We start from the raw sequence: 22,324 nt of genomic DNA, 5'->3' as shown, positions 1-22,324 counted from the left end.
ATATGCTCAACTGGAAGACTGCCCGGAAAATTCTTTGTATTCGGCTGGATACGATCGGTGATGTGATCATGACCGCTCCGGCGATGCTGGCCCTCAAACTGGAACAGCCCGATCGCCACATTACGCTAATGACCTCATCCGCTGGAGCCGTTGCCGCTCCGCTATTATCCCTGGATGATCTGATCGTCTATGATGCGCCCTGGTTAAAGGCGACCTCCCCCCGGATCACCAACGCGCCAGAGTTTGCCATGATCGAACAACTCCGTCAGGCTCAGTTTGATGCGGCGATCATCTGTACGGTATACAGCCAGAATCCTTTGCCCTCTGCCTTTTTGTGCTACATGGCAGGTATTCCGCTCCGATTGGCTCACTGTCACGAAAATCCGTATCAACTGCTGACCCACTGGATTCCTGACCCAGAACCCGCGCAACAAATCCGCCATGAGGTACAGCGACAATTGGATCTGGTTGCCAGCGTTGGCTGTGATGTATCTGGAGTTGTAAATGATCCAACTCACGATCGCCAGTTGCTGAAACTTGATCCGATCGCCCTCCAGCGAGTTCGGGATCTGCTCCGGGAAATCGGTGTCAATTTAGAACAACCCTGGATCGTGATTCATCCGGGCGCAACGGCAGCTTCCCGCCGCTATCCACCTGAATCCTTTGCAACGGTAGCTCATCACTTAGTTCAGCAGGATCAGCTTCAGGTGATTTTTACGGGCACTCAATCTGAAACAGAGTTGGTGGAAAGTATTCGTACCCAAATGCAGGCGACATCCTTTTCCCTGGTCGATCGCCTGAATCTGAGTGAGTTGGCGGCTCTCCTGCATCAAGCGCCCCTATTGCTATCAAACAATACTGCGCCCGTCCATCTTGCGTCTGCCGTCGGTACGCCCGTCGTCGATCTCTATGCTCTGACCAATCTACAGCATACGCCCTGGAGCATTCCCCATCGCGTTCTGTTCCATGAGGTTCCCTGTAGGCTTTGCTACAAGAGCATCTGTCCCGAAGGGCATCATCATTGCCTGCGCTTAGTTGAACCTGATACCGTGATTCAAGCCGTCCGTTCCCTGCTCGCACCAACGGATTCTGTCAGCCAAAACTCAAAATCCAACCTCCAAAATCCTGCACTATGTCCGCTGTAATTGATGTCCTGATTCCTACCTTTTGTCGTCCTGCTGCCCTGGCAGTAACCCTTACCAGCCTGGGTCTGCAACGGTATCGAAATTTTCGCGTGATTATCTCAGATCAGTCCGATCGTCCTGACGTTCCCGCTTCCTTAGAGGCAGGCGAGGTTCAGGCCGCTTTGCGGGTGCTGCGATCGCACGGGCAGGAGGTGATCACCCAAACCCATCTCCCCCGACGGGGCATTGGCGAGCAACGGCAGTTCCTGCTCGATCAGGCAACGGCTCCCTATGTGCTGTTCCTGGATGATGATTTGATCCTGGAACCCTGGGTCATGGATAGCTTGCTCTCTACGATGCAGGTAGAAAACTGTGGCTTTGTCGGCTCTGCTATGATCGGACTCAGTTTTCTCCAGGATATTCGTCCCCACCAGCAGGCGATCGAGTTTTGGGAGGGAGCAGTGGAGCCGGAAACTGTGCAGTCGGGCACTCCCCAATGGGAACGCTATCAGCTTCATAATGCGGCTAATCTCTACCACGTCCAGCAAAACCTGAACCTGACCCCCGCCACACGACGCACCTATCGGGTCGCCTGGATCGCGGGCTGTGTGCTGTATGACACGGCAAAGCTCCGCAGCGTCGGCGGGTTTGAATTTTGGCGAGAACTTCCCCCGAATCACTGTGGAGAAGATGTTTTGGCACAATTGCGAGTCATGGCCCAGTACGGCGGCTGTGGCATCATTCCATCGGGAGCCTATCACCAGGAATTGCCCACCACGATCGTCGATCGGGAAATTGATGCACCCCAGGTTTTGAGCGTATAGGGGCGGTTACTCCTGTGGAGTCGCAGCACGAACGCGAATTCCCCGCACGAAAACCAGGAGGAAAAACCGTAGCGCAGGCATCTTGCCTGCCAGCAAAAGAAACCAGGAAATAGAAGCTGGGAAAAACCGTAGCGCAGGCATCTTGCCTGCCAGCAAAACAGAAGGGGACGGGAATGGAACACCGTGAAGCAATCAGACAGATTTTATTTATCGAATTACTGGGCGGCATTGGAGATCTGGTGATCGCCCTGCCCGCAATCCACGCCTTAAAACGATCGCATCCCCAGGCGGAATTAACGGTTCTGACCTTTGCGCCAGGGGGAGAACTGCTGGAGTCCGATCCTCTGATCGATCGGGTGGTGTATGCTGCCAGCGGTCAGGCACGGCAGGCAGTGGAGGAGACTTTAGCACAGTTGGATCGATCGAATATTTTAACCCATACTTTAATTGTGTCGGATACCAATTACGACGGAATTGCCGACTTAATTCAATGCAGTTCTGCCCAGCAAGTCATCACCAATCTATGGCGATCGCCTCCACCTAATGAACGAGTCAGCGATCGATTTTTACAAATTTTACGAACTGAAGCAGTAATCTCCGAGTCCATTCCTCCATCCCTCAACCCGCAAATTACTGTCACACCATCCGAACGGGCGATCGTTCGTTCCAAACTAGGGGCACTTTACCAACCCGTGATTGTCCTGTGTCCCGATACGGGGATGGCAATTAAACGCTGGTCAACCCAACATTTCATCACCGTAGGACAAGGACTACAGCAGGAATTTAGCGGATCGATCGTTGTGATTGAAGGAACTGAACCAGAGGAAGCCGAACAGATTGCCGCGGCGATCGGGCGATCGTCAGTTGTTTGGCCACGAGGAACCCTACGGATGCTTACAGCCATGATTGCAGAAGCGAATCTGGTCATCGCTCCAGACACCGGCATTGCCCACATCGCAGCCGCCCTCAACATCCCCACCCTCACCCTATTTGGCCCAACCTGGCACGAACGCTATGGCCAACCCTCCCCCCACATCAACCTCCAGGGCGATCCCCACTGCCCCGATCGTCTTGTCCACAACTTCACTGAACAACGCTGCTGGTACAGCGGGGAATGTCCCTATGACTGGGACACCTGCCTCGAAGCCATCTCCCCCAACACCGTCCTGGAATCCGCCAAAACCCTCCTCCACTCCCCACCGTACGGGCGATTCCCGTTCGCACAGCAACTCCGCAGGAGTAATCGCCCCTACCCCTCCCCTGTACGGGCGATTCGCAAATCGCCCCTACCCCTCCCCACTCCCTACTCCTCACTCCCTACTCCTCACTCCCCACTCCTCACTCCTCACTCCTCACTCCTCCCCCCTCCCCACCCTCGCCTTCTCCTCCTGCGCCTGGACAACATCGGCGATGTCTTGATGACCAGTCCGGCCCTGCGAACCCTGCGCGAAAACCTGCCCGAAGCCCACATCACCCTCATGGCAAGTCCGGCTGGGGCCCTGGCTGCGCCACTCCTTCCCTGGATAGACGAGGTTCTGCCCTGGCGTGTCCTCTGGCAAGACATTGGACAGCGGAGTTTTAGCCCTGAGCAGGACTGGAAGCTGATTGAAACCCTCAAGGCTAGCTCATTTGATGCCGCGATTTTGTTCACTAGCTTCAGCCAGAGTCCCCATCCCGCAGCCCTGATCTGTGCCCTGGCAGGTATTCCGATTCGGATTGCAGAATCGAAGGAAGTAGATATGGGAACCCTGACCCATGCCGTCCCCCCTGCCTCGGATGCCCTCCATCAGGTCGATCGCAACCTCCGCCTCCTGGAATTCCTCGGTCTAACTATCTCCGATCGCCGCCTCACCCTGGACATCCCACCCGACTGTCGAAAATCCGCCCTACAACTGCTACAACAGCATGCGCCCTCCCGGTTCCATCCTGCGCCATTTCCCTTCCTCCTGTTCAATCCCTGGACGAGTTGCCCATCACGGAATTATGACCCCGATCGCTTTGTCACCGCCGTTCGCCAGTTGAGTAACATCACTCAGTATCCGGTGGTGGTTACAGGAGTAGAAAAAGACCGCGCTCGATCGCAGTCAATCCTAAAGAAATTAGGCGATCGAGCGATTGATTTGATGGGGGCAACAACGCTTCCAGAATTGGTGGCATTAGTTGCGGCTGCCCGGTTAGTGCTGTCGAATAATACGTCCACCATGCATATTGCGGATGCGGTGGGAACACCCAGCGTGATTCTGTTTGCCGGAACCGAGATGGAATGTCAGTGGCAACCTCGCAACAGTCCTTCCCGACTTTTGCGTCGTCCTACCCTTTGTAGTCCCTGCTATGCCTTGACTTGTCCCTATGAGTTGCAATGTTTAGACATAGAACCGGAACAAGTTGTGGCAGCCGGATTGGAGCTTTTAGAGATGGAAAATGTCCAAAATTTCTCCAGGCAAATGACATTAGATTTGAGATAGCCCCATGAATCCCATCGCCTTTATCGCTGGCTCTTACCAACCCAATCAATGCGGTGTGGCTCACTACACGGCTCATCTGCGGGAACAGTTGGCGAATCGCGGTATGCCTTCTCTGGTGCTGACTACCCATTCGATCGCGCAATCTAACCAGAATGCCACTGTACAAGGTGCAGTGAACGGTTGGCATCTCAGGGATTTGATTCCCCTGGTTCGCGCCATTCACCGAAGTCATGCTTCACTATTACACATCCAACACGCCGCTGGAACCTATGGCTTCGATCGGGCTTTGTTTCTGCTGCCGTTGCTGCTCCGACAAACGGGCTGGCAGGCTCCGATCGTCACAACCGTTCATGAATACGGCTGGTGGGAATGGCAACCCAAAGGGATTCCGCCTCAGTGGATGGAATGGCTGAAGGTTTTCGGGCAGAAACGAGGCTGGTGGGATCGGGAGGATGGATTTTTGCTGACCCAAAGTCATGCCCTGATTACCACCACCCATGAGATTGAACAAACCATTTTCGATCGCCTGCCCCATTTGAAATCCCAGGTGTACCGGATTCCGATCGCTGCGAATGTAGAAGTCCAGAATTGCGATCGACTCCAGGCGCGAAAAACGATTCGGCATCAGTTGGGATGGTCAGAAGATGCCGTGATCATTGCCTTTTTTGGCTTCCTCCATCCCGTTAAAGGTTTAGAAACGCTGCTCCCTGCTTTTGAACAGGTCTGCTCCCACCATCCCCAGGCGCGATTACTCCTGATCGGTGGCGTGGAAACCCTGGCTCTACCCGGAGAACAGGCGACTCGATACTGGAAGCAACTGGGATCTCGAATTACGGAACTGGGTTTAAGTTCTGTCGTCCACAGGACAGGATATTTGGATGCAAAGGATGTTTCAATCCATCTGACCGCCTCGGATCTGGGAGTCTTACCCTTCAATCATGGCGTAACCCTCAAAAGCGGTTCCTTGCTCACCCTCCTGGCTCACGCTTTACCGACGATCGCCACCCAATCCACCCCACCTGCCCCCCAGTTGGATGACACGATCGGGCAATGGATTCCCCCTCGCCAGGTCGATTCCCTCGCTTCAGCCCTGCTGAAAGTACTAACTGATTCTGCCCGCCGCCAAACCCTCGCCTCAGCCGGGTTGCACTTCAGCCAGCAATTCACCTGGGACAGCATTGTTGAAGCCCATTTAGCCGTTTACCAATCCGTTGGGTACGCTCGACCATGAACTTTGATCCCTCGAATCATCCCTCAAATCACCCCCTGCACGTTGTCGTCTATACGGATTCAGCCGGAATTGGTGGTGCAGAAATTAGTCTGGGTCATTTGGTGGCAACCGTACCCAGGGAAATCCAGATTACGGTTGTGGGGGTATCAACTTTAGTGGTAAATGCCATTGCCGATCGACGGACTCAAACCCATCGTGTTGTATTACCCGATCGAGGGATTAATTCTTTTCTCCAGCATCTCCTCACCTTTAACCAACTCCATCCTGATATCATTCACTTCAATCTCTGTACTCCCTGGGCCGGGGCGATCGGCTTGTTTGCAGCCCTACTTTTACCCCAGGTGCGGATTGTTCGGGTCGATCAGTTACCCCTGCGCACCACGGATGCAATCACCCTGGGGCGAACTCGGTGTCTATCCCTGCGGGTTGATGCCCATGTTGCAGTGGGAGAAGCCAGTGCGCGACGGATGGAAGACTTCTATGCGCTGGGACGAAATAGCGTGATTTCCATCCCGAACGGTGTTCCTCCACTGGAAATGGGTCAGGTTACTGCATCTACTACTCCTCCCAAAGGCATCACCGTGGGCAGCATTGGGCGTTTGGATGCCATGAAAGGGTTTGACGTTCTTATCCAGGCTCTGGCTCAGGTTGAGGGGGTACTGGCGGTGATTTTGGGTGAAGGGGATCAGCGCCCAGCTCTGGAGGAACTGGCCAAGCAGTTAGGGGTGGTCGATCGCATCAAGTTCCTGGGTTGGGTTGATCAGCCTCAAGTTTATTTACCCAATTTTGATGGTGTCGTCATCCCTTCTCGCTCAGAAGGCTTTCCCCTGGTGATGGTCGAGGCCATGCTGGCTGCTCGCCCCATCATCGCCACGCGGGTAGGAAGTATGCCTGAAGCGGTGGTTGATCAACAAACGGGGCTTCTTGTCGAAAAAAACGATGTGGCTGGTCTGGCAAAAGCCCTGCAAACCCTCAGGGATGATCGTGAACTCCGAATTCATTTGGGTCAGCAAGCCTACCAGTTGGCGATCGCTCAGTTCACTGCAAAAGCAATGACTGAAAAATACATCACGCTCTGGAATCAGGTTCTAGCTGCCCCCAGAACTCCTCGTTTTTGGGTGCCTCGTCCTCAGGATTAAACCCTTAACAGCAGACTAATCATCCGGCGTTCCACACAGCGATAACTCCTTTTCAGGTTCCGAATTCGCGGCTTCATCTGCCTGCTGCTCTGAAGACTGCTCGGATTCTAAACTAAAGGAATTTTTCGGCTCCGGTCTGCTTCGCTTTCTGACCATGGGAGAATTGAGCCGTGTCCGTGAGGAAGAACGGGGTTTGAGATAAAGCCAGCCGCCGAAAAAGACGATCGCCAGTAAAAGCTGAATAATGTTAATCGCGGTCAGGCTTCCACTGGAGAAAATAGCAATGCTGCGATCGATAATGCCAACAATCCAGGCAGAGGTTCCGAAGAGCCAAATTCTGTCTTTGAGAGTGAGTTGTTGTACAGGGTTGGAGGAAGGAATTGGAGGCATGAGGTTCACCTGATCGATGCAGACTGGTTAATGGAGATGAGTACTATTCAATCGCTTTGGGTTTTGCTGGTTCTATCGCATTCTGGGTTGCACCATAGAGATCAACAAACCGTTTGAAGAGCCACATGGATGGATGCCCTGCGGATTGGCTTGACCTAAAGGAGTGAAGCAGATTGCGGTTGGCTAACCTTTGCAAATAGGGCAGGTCTTCAAACAGCGTCAGGCAGGCAGCGAAATGGAGTACAGGCTGCAACAAAAATTTAGGCCACTCCAAATCACTGTAAATATCAACCAGGAATTCATGATTGGCTCCAACCAGCGGGAGAACGTTGAAGATCACAATGATTCGCTTGCCCTGATACACCGGAACATTCAGCTCAACCATATAGGGAGTGTGGAGAATCAGATTAACATCCACAACTGGCTGTCGCCAGATGCGTAAAACATTCATTGGAGAATCTAAAACGGTCTGGAAGCGAATGGTTCCGCCGATCGCAGTGGGTTTGACATCGCTAATCCCAATGACCCTCAAGTTGCCCAGACTAAAGTTATGAACATTCTCTAAATGCTTCAGGTTTAACAGGTGGTAGATCTGACAAAGATAGGGAAAAGGCAGAATGTATCGCTGGCTGATTTTATGCTGCTTTTGTAGCTCATTCATCCTGGCCTGAGCAGTGGAGAGATAAGCTTCATCCTGGGGTGAAAGGGTTTCTTCTCGATACATCTGCAACTGTTGATTCCCATCGCTAACCCAATCTTCCTCAGGCCTGAGGCATAGCCAACCCAGCAGTAAGAGAGAGGGAATCAGGAGTTGCAGAAATTCTGAGGCTGAGACGTATCCATCGGTGTAAATCGTGATAGCTCGATCGGCAGCACCAAACAACAAGAAAAGGATTCCTACAATCCAAATGTTATTCCTAACCCCATTGACAGATGGAGCTAAAAAAGGTGAGTATGAGGGTGAGGTAGCTTTCATCATTTCAATTTCCTTGTGGATTGGACTTGTGGATTGGATGAATTACATGGGATAAGTTGGGTAAGTGAAACCAATTAGCGCAAACTTAGTCAGAACGAATCTAGAGGAAATGATGAAGGCATGCTAGATTGGGTGATGAAGAATACGATTCAGTCCGATAGAGAATCCAATAAAGAAACTGTAGAAAAGATACGGTGAATCAAGGAAGTAGTTCTAGGTCAAGCAACTCCAGGAAAACGCCAGGGAAAGCAAATCGAACTACAAAGAATATAGACGATTTACAGGAAACGATCGCTCTAATTTTCAGACTTTAAGTTGCATCTAAACTCGATCGGAACGCTGATTGTTAACAACTTTAACAACCGTTACATTAGTTGCGCTCTATCAGAAGTTAAGTTTGTCTGGGTGTGAAACCTCAATGAAGGAGGATTTTTGCGTAGTTTTGAGTAAAATCCTCCATTTGGTAGAGAGGTTTCTGGAGATGACACGCTAACCCGTGATGCTCTGATCGCTTCAGGTTTCTATCGGTTACTAACCAGCAAAGTTTCATGTGCTTTAGCACTGGGAATCAGTTCCCAACCTGCCTTCATCAGCTTTTGATAAGTTGCCCAACCTTTGGAACCTTTGGGAATTGGATAATCAGGAACTGAATACTGAGGAAATGCAAGATAAGGTTGCCAGGGTTGATTCGGTGCAAGTCGCAAATGGAGTATTTTATTACCGTTCGAACCAAACGTGGAAAGCCAGCTCATTTGTCCAGTCATCTTTAAACTCCTTCAAGTCATACAAATTGGGTGGGTTTATACAAACTCGCCTAACAAATTCGTATTAGCTGATTACTACTCACAGCAACCGCTTCCTATCACGTTGTATCAACGTAGCTTTTAGAATTTAAGGCTGCTATACGTACAGTTTTATCAAAAAAAAAGTTGACCTACTTCTATCAAGAGGTATGATTTTAGTTTGCAATTAGTAAATAAATTACAAAACTCTACACATTGATCCCCGTATCGATCGCGTGCAAACAGACAAAATTTATAGAGTGAAAGTTAAAAACAAAGAGGGTTGTAAGACTACATATAAGTGTCAATCAATAAAGTGTTCATTAAGTGAAGTCACTTTACCGTAACTACTGACATTCAACGATCAATTCGCTACAATTTCAGGTCAATGTTAATCAATGATGTATTCTTGATGTCATCCCTTCATCCCCATGATGACAAAAGTGTGGCTTAAGAAAGATGCTTCATGATAAAAAACTTCATAACATGGTTGCCAACTACGTTGAATCGAAATGATCCATACGAAATTAAACGATTATGGCTACTTTTGTTGACAAGATTGAGCGATCGAACGAGCGTCCATCCGATCCACGAAATCAGGAGGTGGTTAATCCTGCAAGCGATCCGCAGAATGGAAATCTTGCCACTCCTATCAATGCGTCCGGCTTCACCAAGGCTTTCATCAATAACCTGCCAGCCTATCGCAAAGGATTGTCTCCTCTCCGGCGGGGATTAGAAGTTGGTCTGGCGCATGGTTACTGGTTGGTTGGCCCATTCGTCACCTTTAACCCATTGCGTTACACCGATGTAGGGCCCATAGCAGGTTTATTTTCAGCGATCGGTACTATTTTGATTGCAACCCTTGCGATCTCGTTATATGCCGTCAGTAATCCACCCCAACCTGTTGCCACTATTACAACTCCCAATCCGCCCCAGGCGTTCCGTAACGAGGAGGGATGGAATGAGTATGGCACAGGCTTCTTCCTGGGTGGCATTGGTGGCGCGATCGTAGCTTATACGCTTCTCGTGAATGTTGGATTGTTCCAGGAATTTCTGAGCATCCTGTAAATTTCGGTGCTTTTGGCTCGAAACCAGGCAATCTAACAACGGGTAGAGATGTGGCTTCAGCGTCTCTACTTTTGCTGCATCAAGAAAAATACTTTCGGAATCACATAGTTCCTGACTCAAGCTCCATTACCACTCCCTCTCAAATGCAACTTAAACCGATCGATCAACAGGTTGTCATCATTGTAGGAGCCTCTAGCGGCATTGGTCGTGAAACAGCCCTACGCTTTGCTCAACAGGGTGCAAAGGTGGTGGTTTCCGCCCGCAGTGAATCTGGATTGCAGAGCTTAATCGAAGAAATCCACCAGTCCGGTGGTGAAGCTACCGCAATCACAGCCGATGTGTCGCACTTTGAACAGGTGCAGGCGATCGCAGACAAAACGATCGCTACCTATGGACGGATGGATACCTGGGTGCATGCCTCTGCCGCAACGGTATTTTCTCTGTTTGATCAGATGACTCCAAAGGAATTTAAGCGGGTCATCGATGTCAGCTTAATGGGGCAGGTCTACGGTGCAATGGCAGCACTTCCTCACCTGAAGCAGGAAGGGCGGGGGGCATTGATTCATGTCTCTTCAATGGAAGGTAGACGGGCTTTACCCTTTCAAAGTGCTTACTCCGCTGCAAAACACGGAATGGAAGGTTTTTTGGAATCTCTGCGGGTCGAGTTAGCCCATGAAAAATGGCCCATTAGCGTGACCAGTATTAAACCAGCGGTGATCAATACGCCGTTCTACGATAAGGGTCGCACCAAGTTAGGGGTGAAACCCACTGGTATTCCGCCCTATTACCAGCCCGGTTTAGTTGCAGATGCAATCCTTTACACCGCAGAACATCCAACCCGCGATTTTATTGTGGGTGATGTGGGTCGAATTTTAGATGTCGCACAACGACTGTCTCCGGGACTGGTGGATTCCTTGCTGCTCCTGGCAGGTTTTCCCCTCCAAAAGACGGAGCAACTGAAGTCCGAAGATGCGCCCAATAATCTGTATGAGCCAGTTCCTGAACATGACAAAGTCACGGGTGAGTTTGATCATTTAGTGGTTCCCAGCCTGACGGATTGGTTCGATCGCCATCCGGTTGCCAAAAATAGTCTAATTGCAGGTTCTGTGATCGGTGTGGCGGCTTTAGCGTGGCTGGCTACTCCGCTGTTTCAAGATACCAGGGTTTAGGATCATGGATTAAATAACCTGCAATGTTTTTCTTTGTTGACTGGGCGGGCAAGACTTCGGCTTGAGCTCAGTCGAAACGCTGCCCACCCCACAAGAATTTTAGATGATTAACGGGGCAATACAGTCACACCACAATTAAGGACAATACATCATGGAAGAACGAATTAAAAACAAAAACATTACTCCTGAACAAAACGAATCGCTAACCGATCAAGAGCGATGGGCTTCCCTGCTGGGGGGAGGAGCTTTAGTGTTAATGGGATTGCGGCAACGTTCCCTCAGAGGTGCTCTAATGGCGATCGCAGGCGGTAGTCTGGCCTATCACGGAGCTTCCAGTCAAAAAAGTTTGCAGGAAAAGGTGGGGGATGCGGTTGGGGTGAACCAGAGCATCAAGGTGGAAAAGTCCACGACTATCTTAAATAAAACGCCGGAGGAGCTATATCAAATCTGGCGTAATTTTGAAAATCTGCCTACCTTCATGAAGCACCTCCAGTCTGTTACGGTGCTGGACGAACGGCGATCGCACTGGGTTGCGAAGGCTCCGGCTGATACAACTGTGGAATGGGATGCTGAAATCATTAGTGATCAGGAAAATTGGTTGATTGCCTGGGCTTCTGTAGAAGGTGCGGATGTAACGAATTCTGGGGTGGTGCGATTCCAACCTGCTCCCGTAGGACGTGGAACGGAAGTCAAAGTTGTACTGGAATATGAACCCCCAGCGGGCGTAATTGGAGCAACGCTGGCGAAACTCTTTGGGGAAGAACCGGAACAGCAGATCGGGGATGATTTGCGTCGGTTTAAACAGCTCATGGAGGCAGGGGAGATTGCCACTGTAGAGGGTCAGCCATCGGGACGGCAATAGTTCAGGTTTTTCCCATTGAAGACTTTCGCCCACGGAGATTTACATTCCATTGGCACTGAATTAAGACTGAATTAAGACGGGTGGGTAAGGCTCACCCTACTAGTAAATCTCGGCAGCAATACGCCCATCTTTCGTAGTGCAGGCTTCCAGCCTGCGCGGGGCAAGATGCCCGCTCTACGGTTGCTCAATTCACGCTCGCTTCTACTAGAAACTTTTTCTGGTTTGGAATCATGGCTTCTACGGTACTGATCACAGGTGCATCTCAAGGCATCGGCAAATCAACCGCCTTACTCTTTGCCCGTCAAGGCTACAATATTGTATTGGCTGCCCGTAACGCTGATCACCTGAATCAGGTTGGTCAGGAAATCACCGATTTGGGCGGGTCTGCTCTGGCCATTCCCACCGATGTCAGACAGTTTGAACAGGTGAATCATCTGGTGGAATCGGCTCTGGATCAGTACGGCTCGATCGACGTATTGATTAACAATGCCGGAATCTACATCTCTGGGCCAGTTGCCCAATTTTCTCTGGAGGATTGGCATCAGGCGATCGATACGAATCTTTGGGGTTATATTCACACCATTCACGCTTTAATCCCCCATTGGGTGACGCGAGGCAGGGGCACGATTGTCAATGTCGGTTCGATCGGCGGTAAGGTTGCCATTCCCTATTTAACGCCTTACACTACCAGTAAGTTTGCTGTAACTGGACTCACTGAAGCCCTCCGGACGGAACTGGAACCCAAAGGAATTCATGTTTGCGGTGTTTATCCAAACTTGATCAAAAGCAGCTTCCTGGAACGAGCCATTTTTCGAGGGATAAATGAACAGGATGTCCACGATCGCCGCCAGCAGGTGAAGCAGATTCTAGCCGTTCCGACGATCGAAGAACCTGATGATGTGGCCCGATCCATCTGGAGAGCGGTGAAAAACCAGGAGGATGAAGTGCTGGTGGGTTCCGCGAAACTCTCTGCCACAACCCATTCCTTTTTTCCTGGTCTAATGCAGTGGGTGTTAAAGCACATTTTCAAGAATAAAGACTAAGGAGAGCAAAAAACTGGTATAACCCAGAAAGTAGTGCCACTACGCCGCAATTGTTGCGAAAAGTAACAGAAAAATCTGATTTGACAGGCTGTCTTTTGACGCAGGTTGCTTCTTTGTTGAAGATGGAACTACCGAGGAGATTCCTTGGATTTCATTCTCAGAGTGAAGGGTGGCACTAAACTGTACCCTTCTTTTTCAATCGAAACGACGTACTGATTGAGTTATTGTGTCTAGCAGTGTATAAAGTGTGGAGTTATGAATCACACTAACCGCATCATTCACTGTTGGGGATCAAACTCTATCATTTAACGCTTTCAGGTGGTACGTCACATGAACAATGGGTACGTTCTTTCTCGCAAACTGCTGCCGATCGCCCAACCCTGGCGATCGTTATTAAAATTTTTGAGTTTATTTAGCCTATGTTTTGCCCTAACGGTGGGCTGTGGGGGCAACTCACAATCCACATCTCCCGTCACAACTAACAGTGCGGTCGCAGATAGTAATCGCGTTTCCATTGGCACCACCCTCAGAGCGGAAACCCTTGACCCTGCGGATGCCTACGAGATCTTTCCTGGCATTTTACTCTACAACATGGGCGATCGGCTGTATACCTACACACCCGGAACCGCTGAACTGGAACCGCAGCTTGCCACTGCCATGCCAGAGATCAGCGATGATGGTTTGACCTACACCATTCCCCTGCGAGAGGGAGTCACCTTCCATGACGGCACTCCGTTCAACGCAGAAGCCATGGCCTTCTCCATCCAGCGATTTATGGAAAATGGCGGGCGGCCTTCCTTCCTGCTGTCCGATCAAATTGAGTCGGTGGAAGCCACCGGGGAATACGAACTCACCATCACCCTGCAACAACCGTTTGCGGCATTTACCTCGATTCTGGCCTTTTGGGGGGTCACGCCTGTTTCTCCAGCAGCTTACGAAATCGGTGAAGGTTCCTTTAGTCCCAATACCTTTGTGGGGACAGGCCCCTACAAGCTGGCATCCTTCGGTACCGACTCCATCAGCCTGGATGTTAACGAAGACTATTGGGGAGATGCACCCGCCAACGAAGGCGTAGACATTCAAATCATCAGTAGCCCAGCTAACCTGTTTAACACCTTCCGAACCGGCGGATTGGATATTGCCTATCAAACCCTTGATCCCGATCAAATCCGGACGCTAGTGGATGGAGCGCAGGACAATGACTGGCAGGTGATTGAAGCTGGAACTAACACCGTGAATTATCTGGTGCTGAACCAGAGGAGCGAACCGTTCGATGATGTCCGTGTCCGTCAGGCGATCGCGGCTTTAGTCAATCGCAACCTGCTCCTCGATCGCGTGTTTCAGGGACAAGCTGAACCCCTCTACAGCCTGCTGCCCAATACCTTTCCGGTCTATAAGCCCGTGTTTCAGGAAGAATTTGGCGACGGCAACACCGAAAAAGCCGGGGAACTGTTAGCTGAAGCAGGTTTTTCCGAGGCCAATCCCCTGACGCTGGAAATCTGGCACTCCTCCACCTCCACTGTCCGCGGACTGGTCGCCTCCACCCTCAAAGCCTCGATCGAACAGCAACTTCCCGGCATTGTCAATGTAGACATCCAAACCGCTGAATCGGCCACCCTTTTCGGGAATTTAGGCGATGGTGTCTATCCCTCCGTCCTGCTCGACTGGTATCCCGACTTCTACGATGAAGACACCTTTGTTTATCCTTTCCTCGCCTGCGATGAAGGTTCAGAAACCACAGGATGTGAGTCCGGTCAAACCCAGGAAGGTGGCTCCTTCTACTACCGCGATCGGGTCAAGGAGTTGGTGGCAGAACAGCGTCTGGAAACCGATGAAACCAACCGCGATAACCTGATTATTGAACTCCAGGAACTAGCTGCTGAAGATGCCCCCTACGTTCCCCTCTGGCAAAACAAAGATTACGTCTTTGCGCGATCGGGCGTTGAAGGGGTAGAAGTACAACCAACCCAGCAGGTATTGTTCTGGCAGATTCAGAAATAGGAGTAACCCACCCCTACCCCTCCCAGGAGGGGAAATACTGGGAACCCCTTGCTCAGCTCAGGGGAAATACTGGGAACCCCTTGCTCAGCTCAAAAGGAGATACTTCTATTACTCCCCTCTTGGGAGGGGCTGGGGGTGGGTTCTACCTTTTGGGAAAGTCCGGGGGTGAATGCCCCTTTCGGTAGGGGCTAGGGGTGGGTTCCCCTCTCGGAATTGGACTGTTGGATACCCGAACTCAAAGTCCCTCTTATTAAGGGGGATTTGGGGGGATCTAAAGCTTTGCCACCCACAGCAGGACTCTTAAAACATCCTCGCCCTCACTAATAACCTACTCCTGTTCGATCGCCCCCCACCATAAGCACACTCCCCACTCCCCACTCCTCATTCCCCACTCCTCACTCCTCACTCCTCACTCCCCCATGTCCCGATCCTCCGCCCTCCGCTACTACGTCCTCTCCCGACTGCTCCTGGCTCCCTTGATGATCTGGACGATCACCTCGATCATCTTTCTGCTGCTGCGAATTACCCCTGGAGATCCGATCGATGCTTTGTTAGGACCCGCGCGCCAGAAGCCGCCAAACAAGCCCTGCGAGAACGATTAGGGTTAGATGCACCTTTGGGTGTGCAGTACCTTCGCTATATGGGGGATTTGCTGCACTTTGACCTGGGAACCTCGATCGCCACTCAGGGACAAACCGTCTGGCAAATTATTCAAAACTTTTTCCCGGCCACCGTGGAGCTAACGCTGTTTAGCATGATTGTGGCTGTAGTAGTGGGCGTAGGTGTAGGGGTTCTCTCAGCTTCCAAACCCAATACAGGCTTTGATGTCGGCGGACGGCTGTTTGGCATCATCACCTATGCTGTGCCGATGTACTGGTTTGGCATGATCTTGCAGCTAATCTTTGCCGTCCAACTGCGCTGGTTTCCCATCTCAGGACGGTTCCCCATTACCCTGCCTCGTCCCAATGGCCCAACCGGGTTGTATCTCCTGGATAGCCTGCTTCACGCTAATTTATCCCAATTCTTTGCCACCCTCTACTACCTCACCCTGCCCAGCCTGACCTTAGGATTGTTAATTAGTGGCGTGTTTGAGCGCATGGTGCGGGTCAACCTGAAGCAAACCCTCAAGGCAGATTACGTCGAAGCCGCCAGAGCCAGGGGCATTCCCGAACGGCGAATTGTTCTCGCCCACGCCCTCAAAAATGCCTTAATTCCTGTGATTACGGTTTTAGGACTCACCTTTGCAGCCCTGCTCGGCGGAGCCATCCTCACCGAAGTCACCTTCTCCTGGCCCGGACTGGCGAACCGTCTTTACCAGGCGATCTCCCAGCGAGATTACCCCGTTGTTCAGGGAATCATGGTCTTCCTATCGGTGATTGTAGCCGTCGCCAGCATCCTGATCGACATCCTCAACGCCTACGTCGATCCCCGCATCCGCTACTAAGAAAGCAAATTCAATCACCCAAAATTCTTGTGGGGTGGGCATCTTGCCCGCCCAGTCAAAGCAGCAGAAATGCGAACAGGTTATTTCACAATCCCAATTGCCCAGCCATCTAATCCCAGGCAGTCCAGGTTTGCCGTCGATTCTGCCGCACTTCTTCCTCCACAGGTTCCTCCGCGATCGTACTGGAAGGAGCGATCCAGATCACCTGACGTTGATTGGGATGCATTCGGGCACTTTGTTCTTGCATGACGCTCATGGCCTGCTGCGGATCAAAGTTGCGATTGAACTCTGCCCGGAGATGATTGACGCGCGTTTCCACTTCAGCAACTTCTGCCTGTAATTGCTCTAACTGCGCTTGCTGAGTCAGGTTGTAGGGCAGCAACCGCGCCAGGGCAGAAACTGCAATAATTCCCAGGAGCAGATTCACCCCCAGTCGAGCGGACAGTTCCAGGGCGATCGTTTGATGAACGGTACGATGAGCCGTGCGGTGAACCGGTCGATGAGTTGTGCGGTGCGTTTGAGCGGCAGAGCGTCGGGGAACACGCTGAGGCGATCGACTCATGGGGGTGGCCGCCTGACGAGGGGGAGGGGTGGGAGGATGAGAGGGTTGAAGCGCGTTCATATCAATCAAAACCCGATGCTGATGTAAGGGTGAAACTGAGGCCAGACAGGAACCACGAACGTTAGACGTTACCTGAAGCATACCCGATCCCAGCAAACAATTCGCCAAATGAGTTGATTAGCTCATCCTTTGAAGACATTTTATGCTAAGGAGTTTACTTCAGCGGTAGAGAAGAAGAAACAGCCCAAGGATAGACCCTTTACTCAAACCTGACAAGACCCCAGGAAAAATCTCAAAATCTCTAGGTTCCTCTGCCACCGATCAATCCAACCTCCAATAAAAAATCCAGGGCTGCGGGTGCAGAATCAGGAAAATTTCCCATGATCCCAGGCATTGCGCTAAACAGGGTTGCTTAGACACCTAGCCTCTGGTACACAGCCCCAGATTCATGATCAACAAGAAGTTTGAGTCCTACTTGTATAGCTCAGTGGACAGCCGGAAGGCCAGCACTGCCGGAATCAGAGCAATGACAAGTGCGACATAGATTTGCGTATTCGATAAAGCCGTGGCTAAAAGCATCGCTGGAAAACTCCTATTGTCATCATGATGATTTGTAAGTGATGTGGCCCACGATCGCTGCCGGATAGCCAACGGACGATCGGTGCTTGAGGAATCCAACCCATCTTCTTTTGAGTAGAATTTGGACAGGTTCCCTCATGAAGCAGACACACACCAACGTTCATTAATGTCGGTTAAATTACTCCCTTCTGGAATCTTTTGTCACATCATGTAACAGAAGGAAAAATAAATTGTCTTACTTTTTTCGTGGATTTTCAGGCTGAACGGTCTGATTTTGACTTATAGGAAAACTATCATTGGAAAGCTCTAAACCGATTCGGATTCAGTTTGAACGACAACTGAGGCGCGTTCAGCGAGATGTTTTACGGATGGGGGCCTGGTTGAGAACTCTTGCTGGTTAGCCCGCAAAGCTCTGTTTGAGCAAGATTTAGAAGCTGCCGAACTCATTCGCCCTCAGGATAAGCAGATCGATCAGCTTTATCGGCAAATTGAACTAGATTGCGTTAGGCTAATTACTCTACAAACCCCGGTGACTCAGGATTTACGGTTGCTCAGTGCCATCATGCAAATGATTCGGGATTTAGAGCGAATCGGAGACTACGCCGAGGATTTGGCTGAAATTGCCGTGAAGCTGTTTCCCTATCCCGTCAATCCCTGCATGGACAGAATCCAGATCATGTTCGATCGCTGTCGAGCAATGCTGGCAATGGGTCTGGCTTCACTTTCAGACATGGATGCCGAGTCCGGGCTGGAGATTAAGCTGAAGGATGATGCCGTGGATTCAGACTATGAATCGCTCTACAACTTGCTGGCTCGCCAAACCGATGTTCAGGGGTCGATCGAGCCTTATGTGCTGCTGGTTCTGGTCATTCGCCATATTGAACGCATGGCGGATCATTCCACTAACATCGGTAAGCGGGTAGCGTATATCGTGACGGGTCAGCGGTAAGAAAGTACCGTCTTCCCCCGATCGGGTCTTTTTTTAAAAACCTCCTGAATAGATGTTTGCACGGGGAAATTATTAACTAAAATAATTGGAGTGCAGAAACTTAGGTGGTTTTTGCATCCCCTTCAGACATCGTTCGCTAACTCGGTGTTCTTGTCATAATCTCTGACTGCCTGGTTGTCTGGGGGAATAGTCTGCCCGCTTCGAGCTTAGTCCTTCGAGCTAAGTCTTCCAAGCTGAGTCTATTCCGTACAGGCAATTGCGAAAAGAGAGCGTCTTCGGGGATTTCCACTGAGAAACACTTGTTCCGGCACTGTCGAAGCAGGTAAAGCTGCTGGTTTCGCTAGATGTAGACTTTACAAGCTGACGGAGTGAAGGGCTGATTGGGCTGGTTCCGAATGGTTGACAGTCTTTTACAGCGTCAGGTACAGAGTCGGAGCATTACGCCAACCCATTTGAGGATTGATCGCTACATGGACTTTTCGATCGCTGAATTATTAGCAAATTTCACAGACGATAAACTGGTTGCGCCTAAGGCGTTAGAAAAAAAGCTGAGTTGTACCGATGAGGCTGGACTACGTAAGTTGCAGATTGTCCTGGATGCCCTGGAACGGGTTGGCGTTCTGGCCAAAGAACGAGGCAAATATCGGCGCGTACACGAAGATGATGTGGTGGAAGGAAAGCTGCGATGCTCCAGTAAGGGGTTTTGCTTTGCGATTCAAGACATTGAAGGTTCGGAGGATATCTACATCCGCGAAAGTCACCTGAATACAGCGTGGAATGGCGATCGCGTGTTGGTACGGGTCACGAAGGAAGGAACACGGCGGCGTAGCCCCGAAGGGGAAGTACGGCTGATTTTAGATCGGGCGAATTCCTCAGTGTTGGCACGGGTGAAGCAAGCGGAGGAAGGGAGCTACCGAGCGATGCCCTTAGACGATCGCCTCCTATTTGAGGTGGATCTGAAGCCAAACGGCGCGAGTTTGCCCGATGCGGTGGATCAGCTGGTTCACGTTGAAATTTTGCGCTACCCCCTGGGACAGTATCCTCCTCTGGGGCGGGTGGCGCAGATTTTGGGCAGCGATGCCGAAGCAGCTTCTGAGTTTGACATTGTTTGCTGCAAGCATGATTTACCGCGAGACTTCCCTGAAGAAGTGCTGGCTGCGGCTAAGAAGCTGCCCGTTAAGTTGCGTAAGGCCGATCTCAAGGGACGGCTCGATCTGCGGAAACTGCTGACTGTGACGATCGATGGACCTGCCACGGCCACTGGCCCCGCCATTGATGATGCGTTGACCTTAGAGAAAACCAAGTCTGGTCACTGGCGCGTTGGCATTCACATTGCCGATGTGTCCTACTACGTCTCCCCCGATTCTCCCCTGGACATTGAAGCGCGGCGGCGTGGTACTTCGATCTATCTGGGCGACACGGTGATTCGGATGCTGCCAGAGCAGGTACACCGCAGTTGCTCTCTGGTAGAAGATGCCGATCGTCTGTGTGTCTCTGTGCTGGTGACGCTGGATGAAAATGGCGAGGTAGTAGAGTACGAAATTCAGCCGACGGTGATTCAGGTGGATTATCGGCTGGACTATCAGCAGGTGCAGGCGATCGTCCAACGCCACGAAGAAGCGGTTGCCGATCCCCAAGTTCCCCTGGCATACCCCCTCCCCTCCCTGGAAGACCTGGAGGACTTTCAGCCCACCTTTGATATGCTGGATCGACTCTTTGTGCTGAGTCAGACAGTACGAGAACAGCGGCTGCAACGGGGCGCGTTTGACCTGAACCTTTCCGAGCGGCTCTTCCCAACGGAGGCCAATCCTGAACTGAGCAATTTCCTCTCCACCAAGTTTCAGTACGACGATGAGGGAGCCCTGGGAGCGATGGTGGTATCTTCCTACCTGCCCGCCCGATCGATCGTGACGGAGTTCATGTTGCTGGCCAATCAGCTCGTGGCAGAACATTTGATTGAGCTACAGGTTCCAGGCGTTTATCGAGTGCATCGTACGCCAGATCCGGGGGATGTACAGGAGTTGCTGAAGCTGGTCAGCAATATGGGCATTGATGCTTATCTGGAACAGGAAGATGCCGTCCATTCCCGCGACTATCAGCGATTGGTTTCTCAGTTTGCCGAGTCCAAGACAGAAAAAGTGCTGACCTATTTACTGTTGGCTACCTTTAAGCCAGCAATTTACAGCACCATGCCCGGCTCCCATTTTGGGTTAGCCCTGGAAGATGCCTATACCCACTTCACCTCTCCACTTCGCCGCTATCCTGATCTGCTGGTACATCGGGTGCTTCACGCCATTTTCAACGAAGGGCGCGATCGTCGGACGACTCGGTCTAAGGAGCGGGTCAACCTCCGCAGTAGTTCCTGTCATGGGCAGATTAATTGGAACGTGTTGCCCACCGATCTCCATGCTGAACTGGAGGATGATATTGCGGCTCTGGTCGTCCATCTGACTGAACAGGAAAAGCTATCTCAGGATGCTGAATCAGACATTGAAGGGCTGAAAAAAGCCGAGTTTATGCAGCAGCATACGGGCAAGGTCTTTCATGGGTTGATTACGGGCGTACAGTCCTACGGCTTCTTTGTGGAAATTGAAGAACTGCTGGTGGAAGGGCTGGTGCATGTCAGTTCCCTCAAGGATGACTGGTATGAGTATCGATCGCGGCAGCAGAAGCTAGTGGGGCGGAAAAACCGCAAGCAGTACAAACTGGGCGATCGGGTAGAAGTCCAGGTGAAGAGCGTAGACTACTACCGTCAGCAAATTGACCTGGTGGCTGTGGGTGGCGGTAGCGAAGCCCTGGAGGAAGATGAACTGGAGGATACCCTGCCGATGGATGACCTCAATGAAGATCTGGGCGAAGATCTCAATGATGAGCCGGAAGAGGACGGGTACGATGAAGAGGATTAGGATTTAAGTCCATCTTTATGGATCGATCGATCCACTCCTCACTCCTCACTCCTCACTCCTCACTCCAAAAAACGTGACTTCTCCCTCTTCCCCCCGTCCCCTGATCCTTGGCGTTTCTGGCGCATCTGGACTGATTTACGCCGTGCGGATGCTCAAATTTTTGCTAGAAGCGGATTATGCGATCGATCTGGTTGCCTCCAAATCCACCTATATGGTGTGGCAGGCAGAGCAAAACATCCGAATGCCCGTGGAAGGAGAACAGCAGGAACAGTTTTGGCGACAGCAGGCGGGGGTGGAAACGGGCGGGAAACTCCGCTGTCATCCCTGGGGCGATGTGGGGGCAACGGTTGCCAGTGGATCATTTCGGACGCTGGGTATGGTCGTGATTCCATGCAGTATGAGTACGGTGGCGAAACTGGCGGCTGGGCTGAGTTCTGACCTGCTGGAGCGAGCAGCGGATGTGCAACTTAAGGAAGGACGCAAACTCGTACTGGTTCCCCGCGAAACGCCTTTCAGCTTGATTCATCTGCGTAATCTAACTGCCCTGGCGGAAGCTGGAGCCCGAATTGTTCCTGCCATTCCCGCCTGGTATCACCATCCCCAGACGATCGAAGATCTGGTGGATTTTGTGGTTGCGCGGGTTTTAGATCAGTTTGACATTGACTGTATTCCCCTCAAACGCTGGGAAGGTCATCTGGAGAAAACATCAGATTCAGAAGTATAAAATTAGGCTAATTCCCTGGGAACTCGATCGTCCTTTCCCAAGTCAAAAAAGGTAGCTTACGGAATGATGCGGAGTCTAATTGAGCG

18 protein-coding genes and 2 pseudogenes are annotated in these 22,324 nt (G+C 51.3%); 14 read left to right on the top strand and 6 right to left on the bottom strand.

The annotated features are described in order from the left end of the window. The first annotated feature begins 2 nt into the window (after nt 1–2). On the top strand, nt 3–1,145 hold the full coding sequence (locus tag ACM1PF_RS11180) for a glycosyltransferase family 9 protein (protein WP_416674543.1): 1,143 nt from the start codon (nt 3–5) through the stop codon (nt 1,143–1,145). Continuing rightward, nucleotides 1,133–1,948 carry a glycosyltransferase family 2 protein gene (locus tag ACM1PF_RS11175; RefSeq protein WP_416674542.1) on the top strand — a complete coding sequence of 272 codons (816 nt, stop codon included), beginning with the start codon at nt 1,133–1,135 and terminating at the stop codon, nt 1,946–1,948. Before ACM1PF_RS11180 ends, ACM1PF_RS11175 begins: the two co-directional genes overlap by 13 nt. A 6-nt stretch (nt 1,949–1,954) precedes the next feature. On the opposite strand, the gene ACM1PF_RS11170 is transcribed toward ACM1PF_RS11175, so the two are convergent. Then, nucleotides 1,955–2,089, bottom strand: a complete 135-nt coding sequence (locus ACM1PF_RS11170; RefSeq protein WP_416674541.1) for a hypothetical protein — start codon at nt 2,087–2,089, stop codon at nt 1,955–1,957. A gap of 32 nt (nt 2,090–2,121) precedes the next feature. Here ACM1PF_RS11170 and ACM1PF_RS11165 point away from each other — a divergent pair, with 32 nt between their 5' ends. Genes ACM1PF_RS11165 through ACM1PF_RS11155 form a run of 3 tightly spaced genes read left to right on the top strand, consistent with a single transcriptional unit; the run spans nt 2,122 to nt 6,783 of the window. After that, the gene (locus tag ACM1PF_RS11165) at nt 2,122–4,413 is read left to right on the top strand and encodes a glycosyltransferase family 9 protein (protein ID WP_416674539.1); all 2,292 of its coding nucleotides are present in this window, start codon (nt 2,122–2,124) and stop codon (nt 4,411–4,413) included. Nucleotides 4,414–4,417: 4 nt separating this feature from the next. Continuing rightward, nucleotides 4,418–5,644: a glycosyltransferase family 4 protein gene (locus tag ACM1PF_RS11160; RefSeq protein ID WP_416674538.1), complete on the top strand. Its 1,227-nt coding sequence runs from the start codon at nt 4,418–4,420 to the stop codon at nt 5,642–5,644. Next, nucleotides 5,641–6,783, top strand: a complete 1,143-nt coding sequence (locus tag ACM1PF_RS11155) for a glycosyltransferase family 4 protein (RefSeq protein ID WP_416674537.1) — start codon at nt 5,641–5,643, stop codon at nt 6,781–6,783. Before ACM1PF_RS11160 ends, ACM1PF_RS11155 begins: the two co-directional genes overlap by 4 nt. 15 nt (nt 6,784–6,798) lie before the next feature. Here ACM1PF_RS11155 and ACM1PF_RS11150 read toward each other — a convergent pair whose 3' ends face one another. The 3 genes from ACM1PF_RS11150 to ACM1PF_RS11140 form a co-directional block, all read right to left on the bottom strand. Next, nucleotides 6,799–7,173, bottom strand: a complete 375-nt coding sequence (locus tag ACM1PF_RS11150; RefSeq protein ID WP_416674535.1) for a hypothetical protein — start codon at nt 7,171–7,173, stop codon at nt 6,799–6,801. A gap of 43 nt (nt 7,174–7,216) precedes the next feature. After that, a complete protein-coding gene (locus tag ACM1PF_RS11145; RefSeq protein WP_416674533.1) occupies nt 7,217–8,059 on the bottom strand; it encodes a hypothetical protein in 843 nt (280 codons plus the stop codon). A 611-nt stretch (nt 8,060–8,670) separates the two neighbouring features. Next, nucleotides 8,671–8,913 carry a hypothetical protein gene (locus tag ACM1PF_RS11140; RefSeq protein ID WP_416674532.1) on the bottom strand — a complete coding sequence of 81 codons (243 nt, stop codon included), beginning with the start codon at nt 8,911–8,913 and terminating at the stop codon, nt 8,671–8,673. Between the two features lie 555 nt (nt 8,914–9,468). On the opposite strand from ACM1PF_RS11140, the gene ACM1PF_RS11135 reads away from it, so the two are divergent. From ACM1PF_RS11135 to ACM1PF_RS11110, 6 genes and pseudogenes are all read left to right on the top strand, one after another. Continuing rightward, nucleotides 9,469–9,999 carry a photosystem I reaction center subunit XI gene (locus ACM1PF_RS11135; RefSeq protein WP_416674531.1) on the top strand — a complete coding sequence of 177 codons (531 nt, stop codon included), beginning with the start codon at nt 9,469–9,471 and terminating at the stop codon, nt 9,997–9,999. 143 nt (nt 10,000–10,142) lie between these two features. Beyond that, nucleotides 10,143–11,168 (top strand): SDR family oxidoreductase, encoded by a 1,026-nt coding sequence (locus ACM1PF_RS11130; RefSeq protein ID WP_416674530.1) that lies wholly within the window; start codon nt 10,143–10,145, stop codon nt 11,166–11,168. Between the two features lie 151 nt (nt 11,169–11,319). Continuing rightward, entirely contained in the window at nt 11,320–12,030 is a 711-nt protein-coding gene (locus ACM1PF_RS11125) for an SRPBCC family protein (RefSeq protein ID WP_416674528.1), read from the top strand. 230 nt (nt 12,031–12,260) lie between these two features. Continuing rightward, nucleotides 12,261–13,073 (top strand): SDR family NAD(P)-dependent oxidoreductase, encoded by an 813-nt coding sequence (locus ACM1PF_RS11120; RefSeq protein WP_416674526.1) that lies wholly within the window; start codon nt 12,261–12,263, stop codon nt 13,071–13,073. Between the two features lie 330 nt (nt 13,074–13,403). Beyond that, nucleotides 13,404–15,074, top strand: coding sequence for an ABC transporter substrate-binding protein (locus ACM1PF_RS11115; RefSeq protein ID WP_416674525.1), 1,671 nt, complete (start codon nt 13,404–13,406; stop codon nt 15,072–15,074). 419 nt (nt 15,075–15,493) lie between these two features. Continuing rightward, a pseudogene (locus ACM1PF_RS11110) lies at nt 15,494–16,518 on the top strand (ABC transporter permease). Between the two features lie 109 nt (nt 16,519–16,627). Here ACM1PF_RS11110 and ACM1PF_RS11105 read toward each other — a convergent pair. Further along, nucleotides 16,628–17,221, bottom strand: a complete 594-nt coding sequence (locus tag ACM1PF_RS11105; RefSeq protein ID WP_416674523.1) for a slr1601 family putative cell division protein — start codon at nt 17,219–17,221, stop codon at nt 16,628–16,630. A 330-nt stretch (nt 17,222–17,551) separates the two neighbouring features. Continuing rightward, a complete protein-coding gene (gene psaM / locus ACM1PF_RS11100; RefSeq protein WP_416676624.1) occupies nt 17,552–17,659 on the bottom strand; it encodes a photosystem I reaction center subunit XII in 108 nt (35 codons plus the stop codon). Between the two features lie 296 nt (nt 17,660–17,955). Here psaM and phoU point away from each other — a divergent pair. From phoU to ACM1PF_RS11085, 3 genes and pseudogenes are all read left to right on the top strand, one after another. Then, nucleotides 17,956–18,608: pseudogene (gene phoU / locus ACM1PF_RS11095) on the top strand (phosphate signaling complex protein PhoU). A 470-nt stretch (nt 18,609–19,078) separates the two neighbouring features. Beyond that, entirely contained in the window at nt 19,079–21,514 is a 2,436-nt protein-coding gene (locus ACM1PF_RS11090) for a ribonuclease R family protein (protein WP_416676623.1), read from the top strand. Between the two features lie 73 nt (nt 21,515–21,587). Next, entirely contained in the window at nt 21,588–22,238 is a 651-nt protein-coding gene (locus ACM1PF_RS11085; RefSeq protein ID WP_416674522.1) for a flavin prenyltransferase UbiX, read from the top strand. Nucleotides 22,239–22,324: the final 86 nt, after the last annotated feature.

The sequence above is a fragment of the Egbenema bharatensis FJBBOT/2019 genome (genome assembly GCF_048077055.1).
In the GTDB taxonomy this organism is placed as follows: Bacteria; Cyanobacteriota; Cyanobacteriia; order Elainellales; family Elainellaceae; genus Egbenema; species Egbenema bharatensis.
This window is presented reverse-complemented; position numbering and strand designations above follow the sequence as displayed.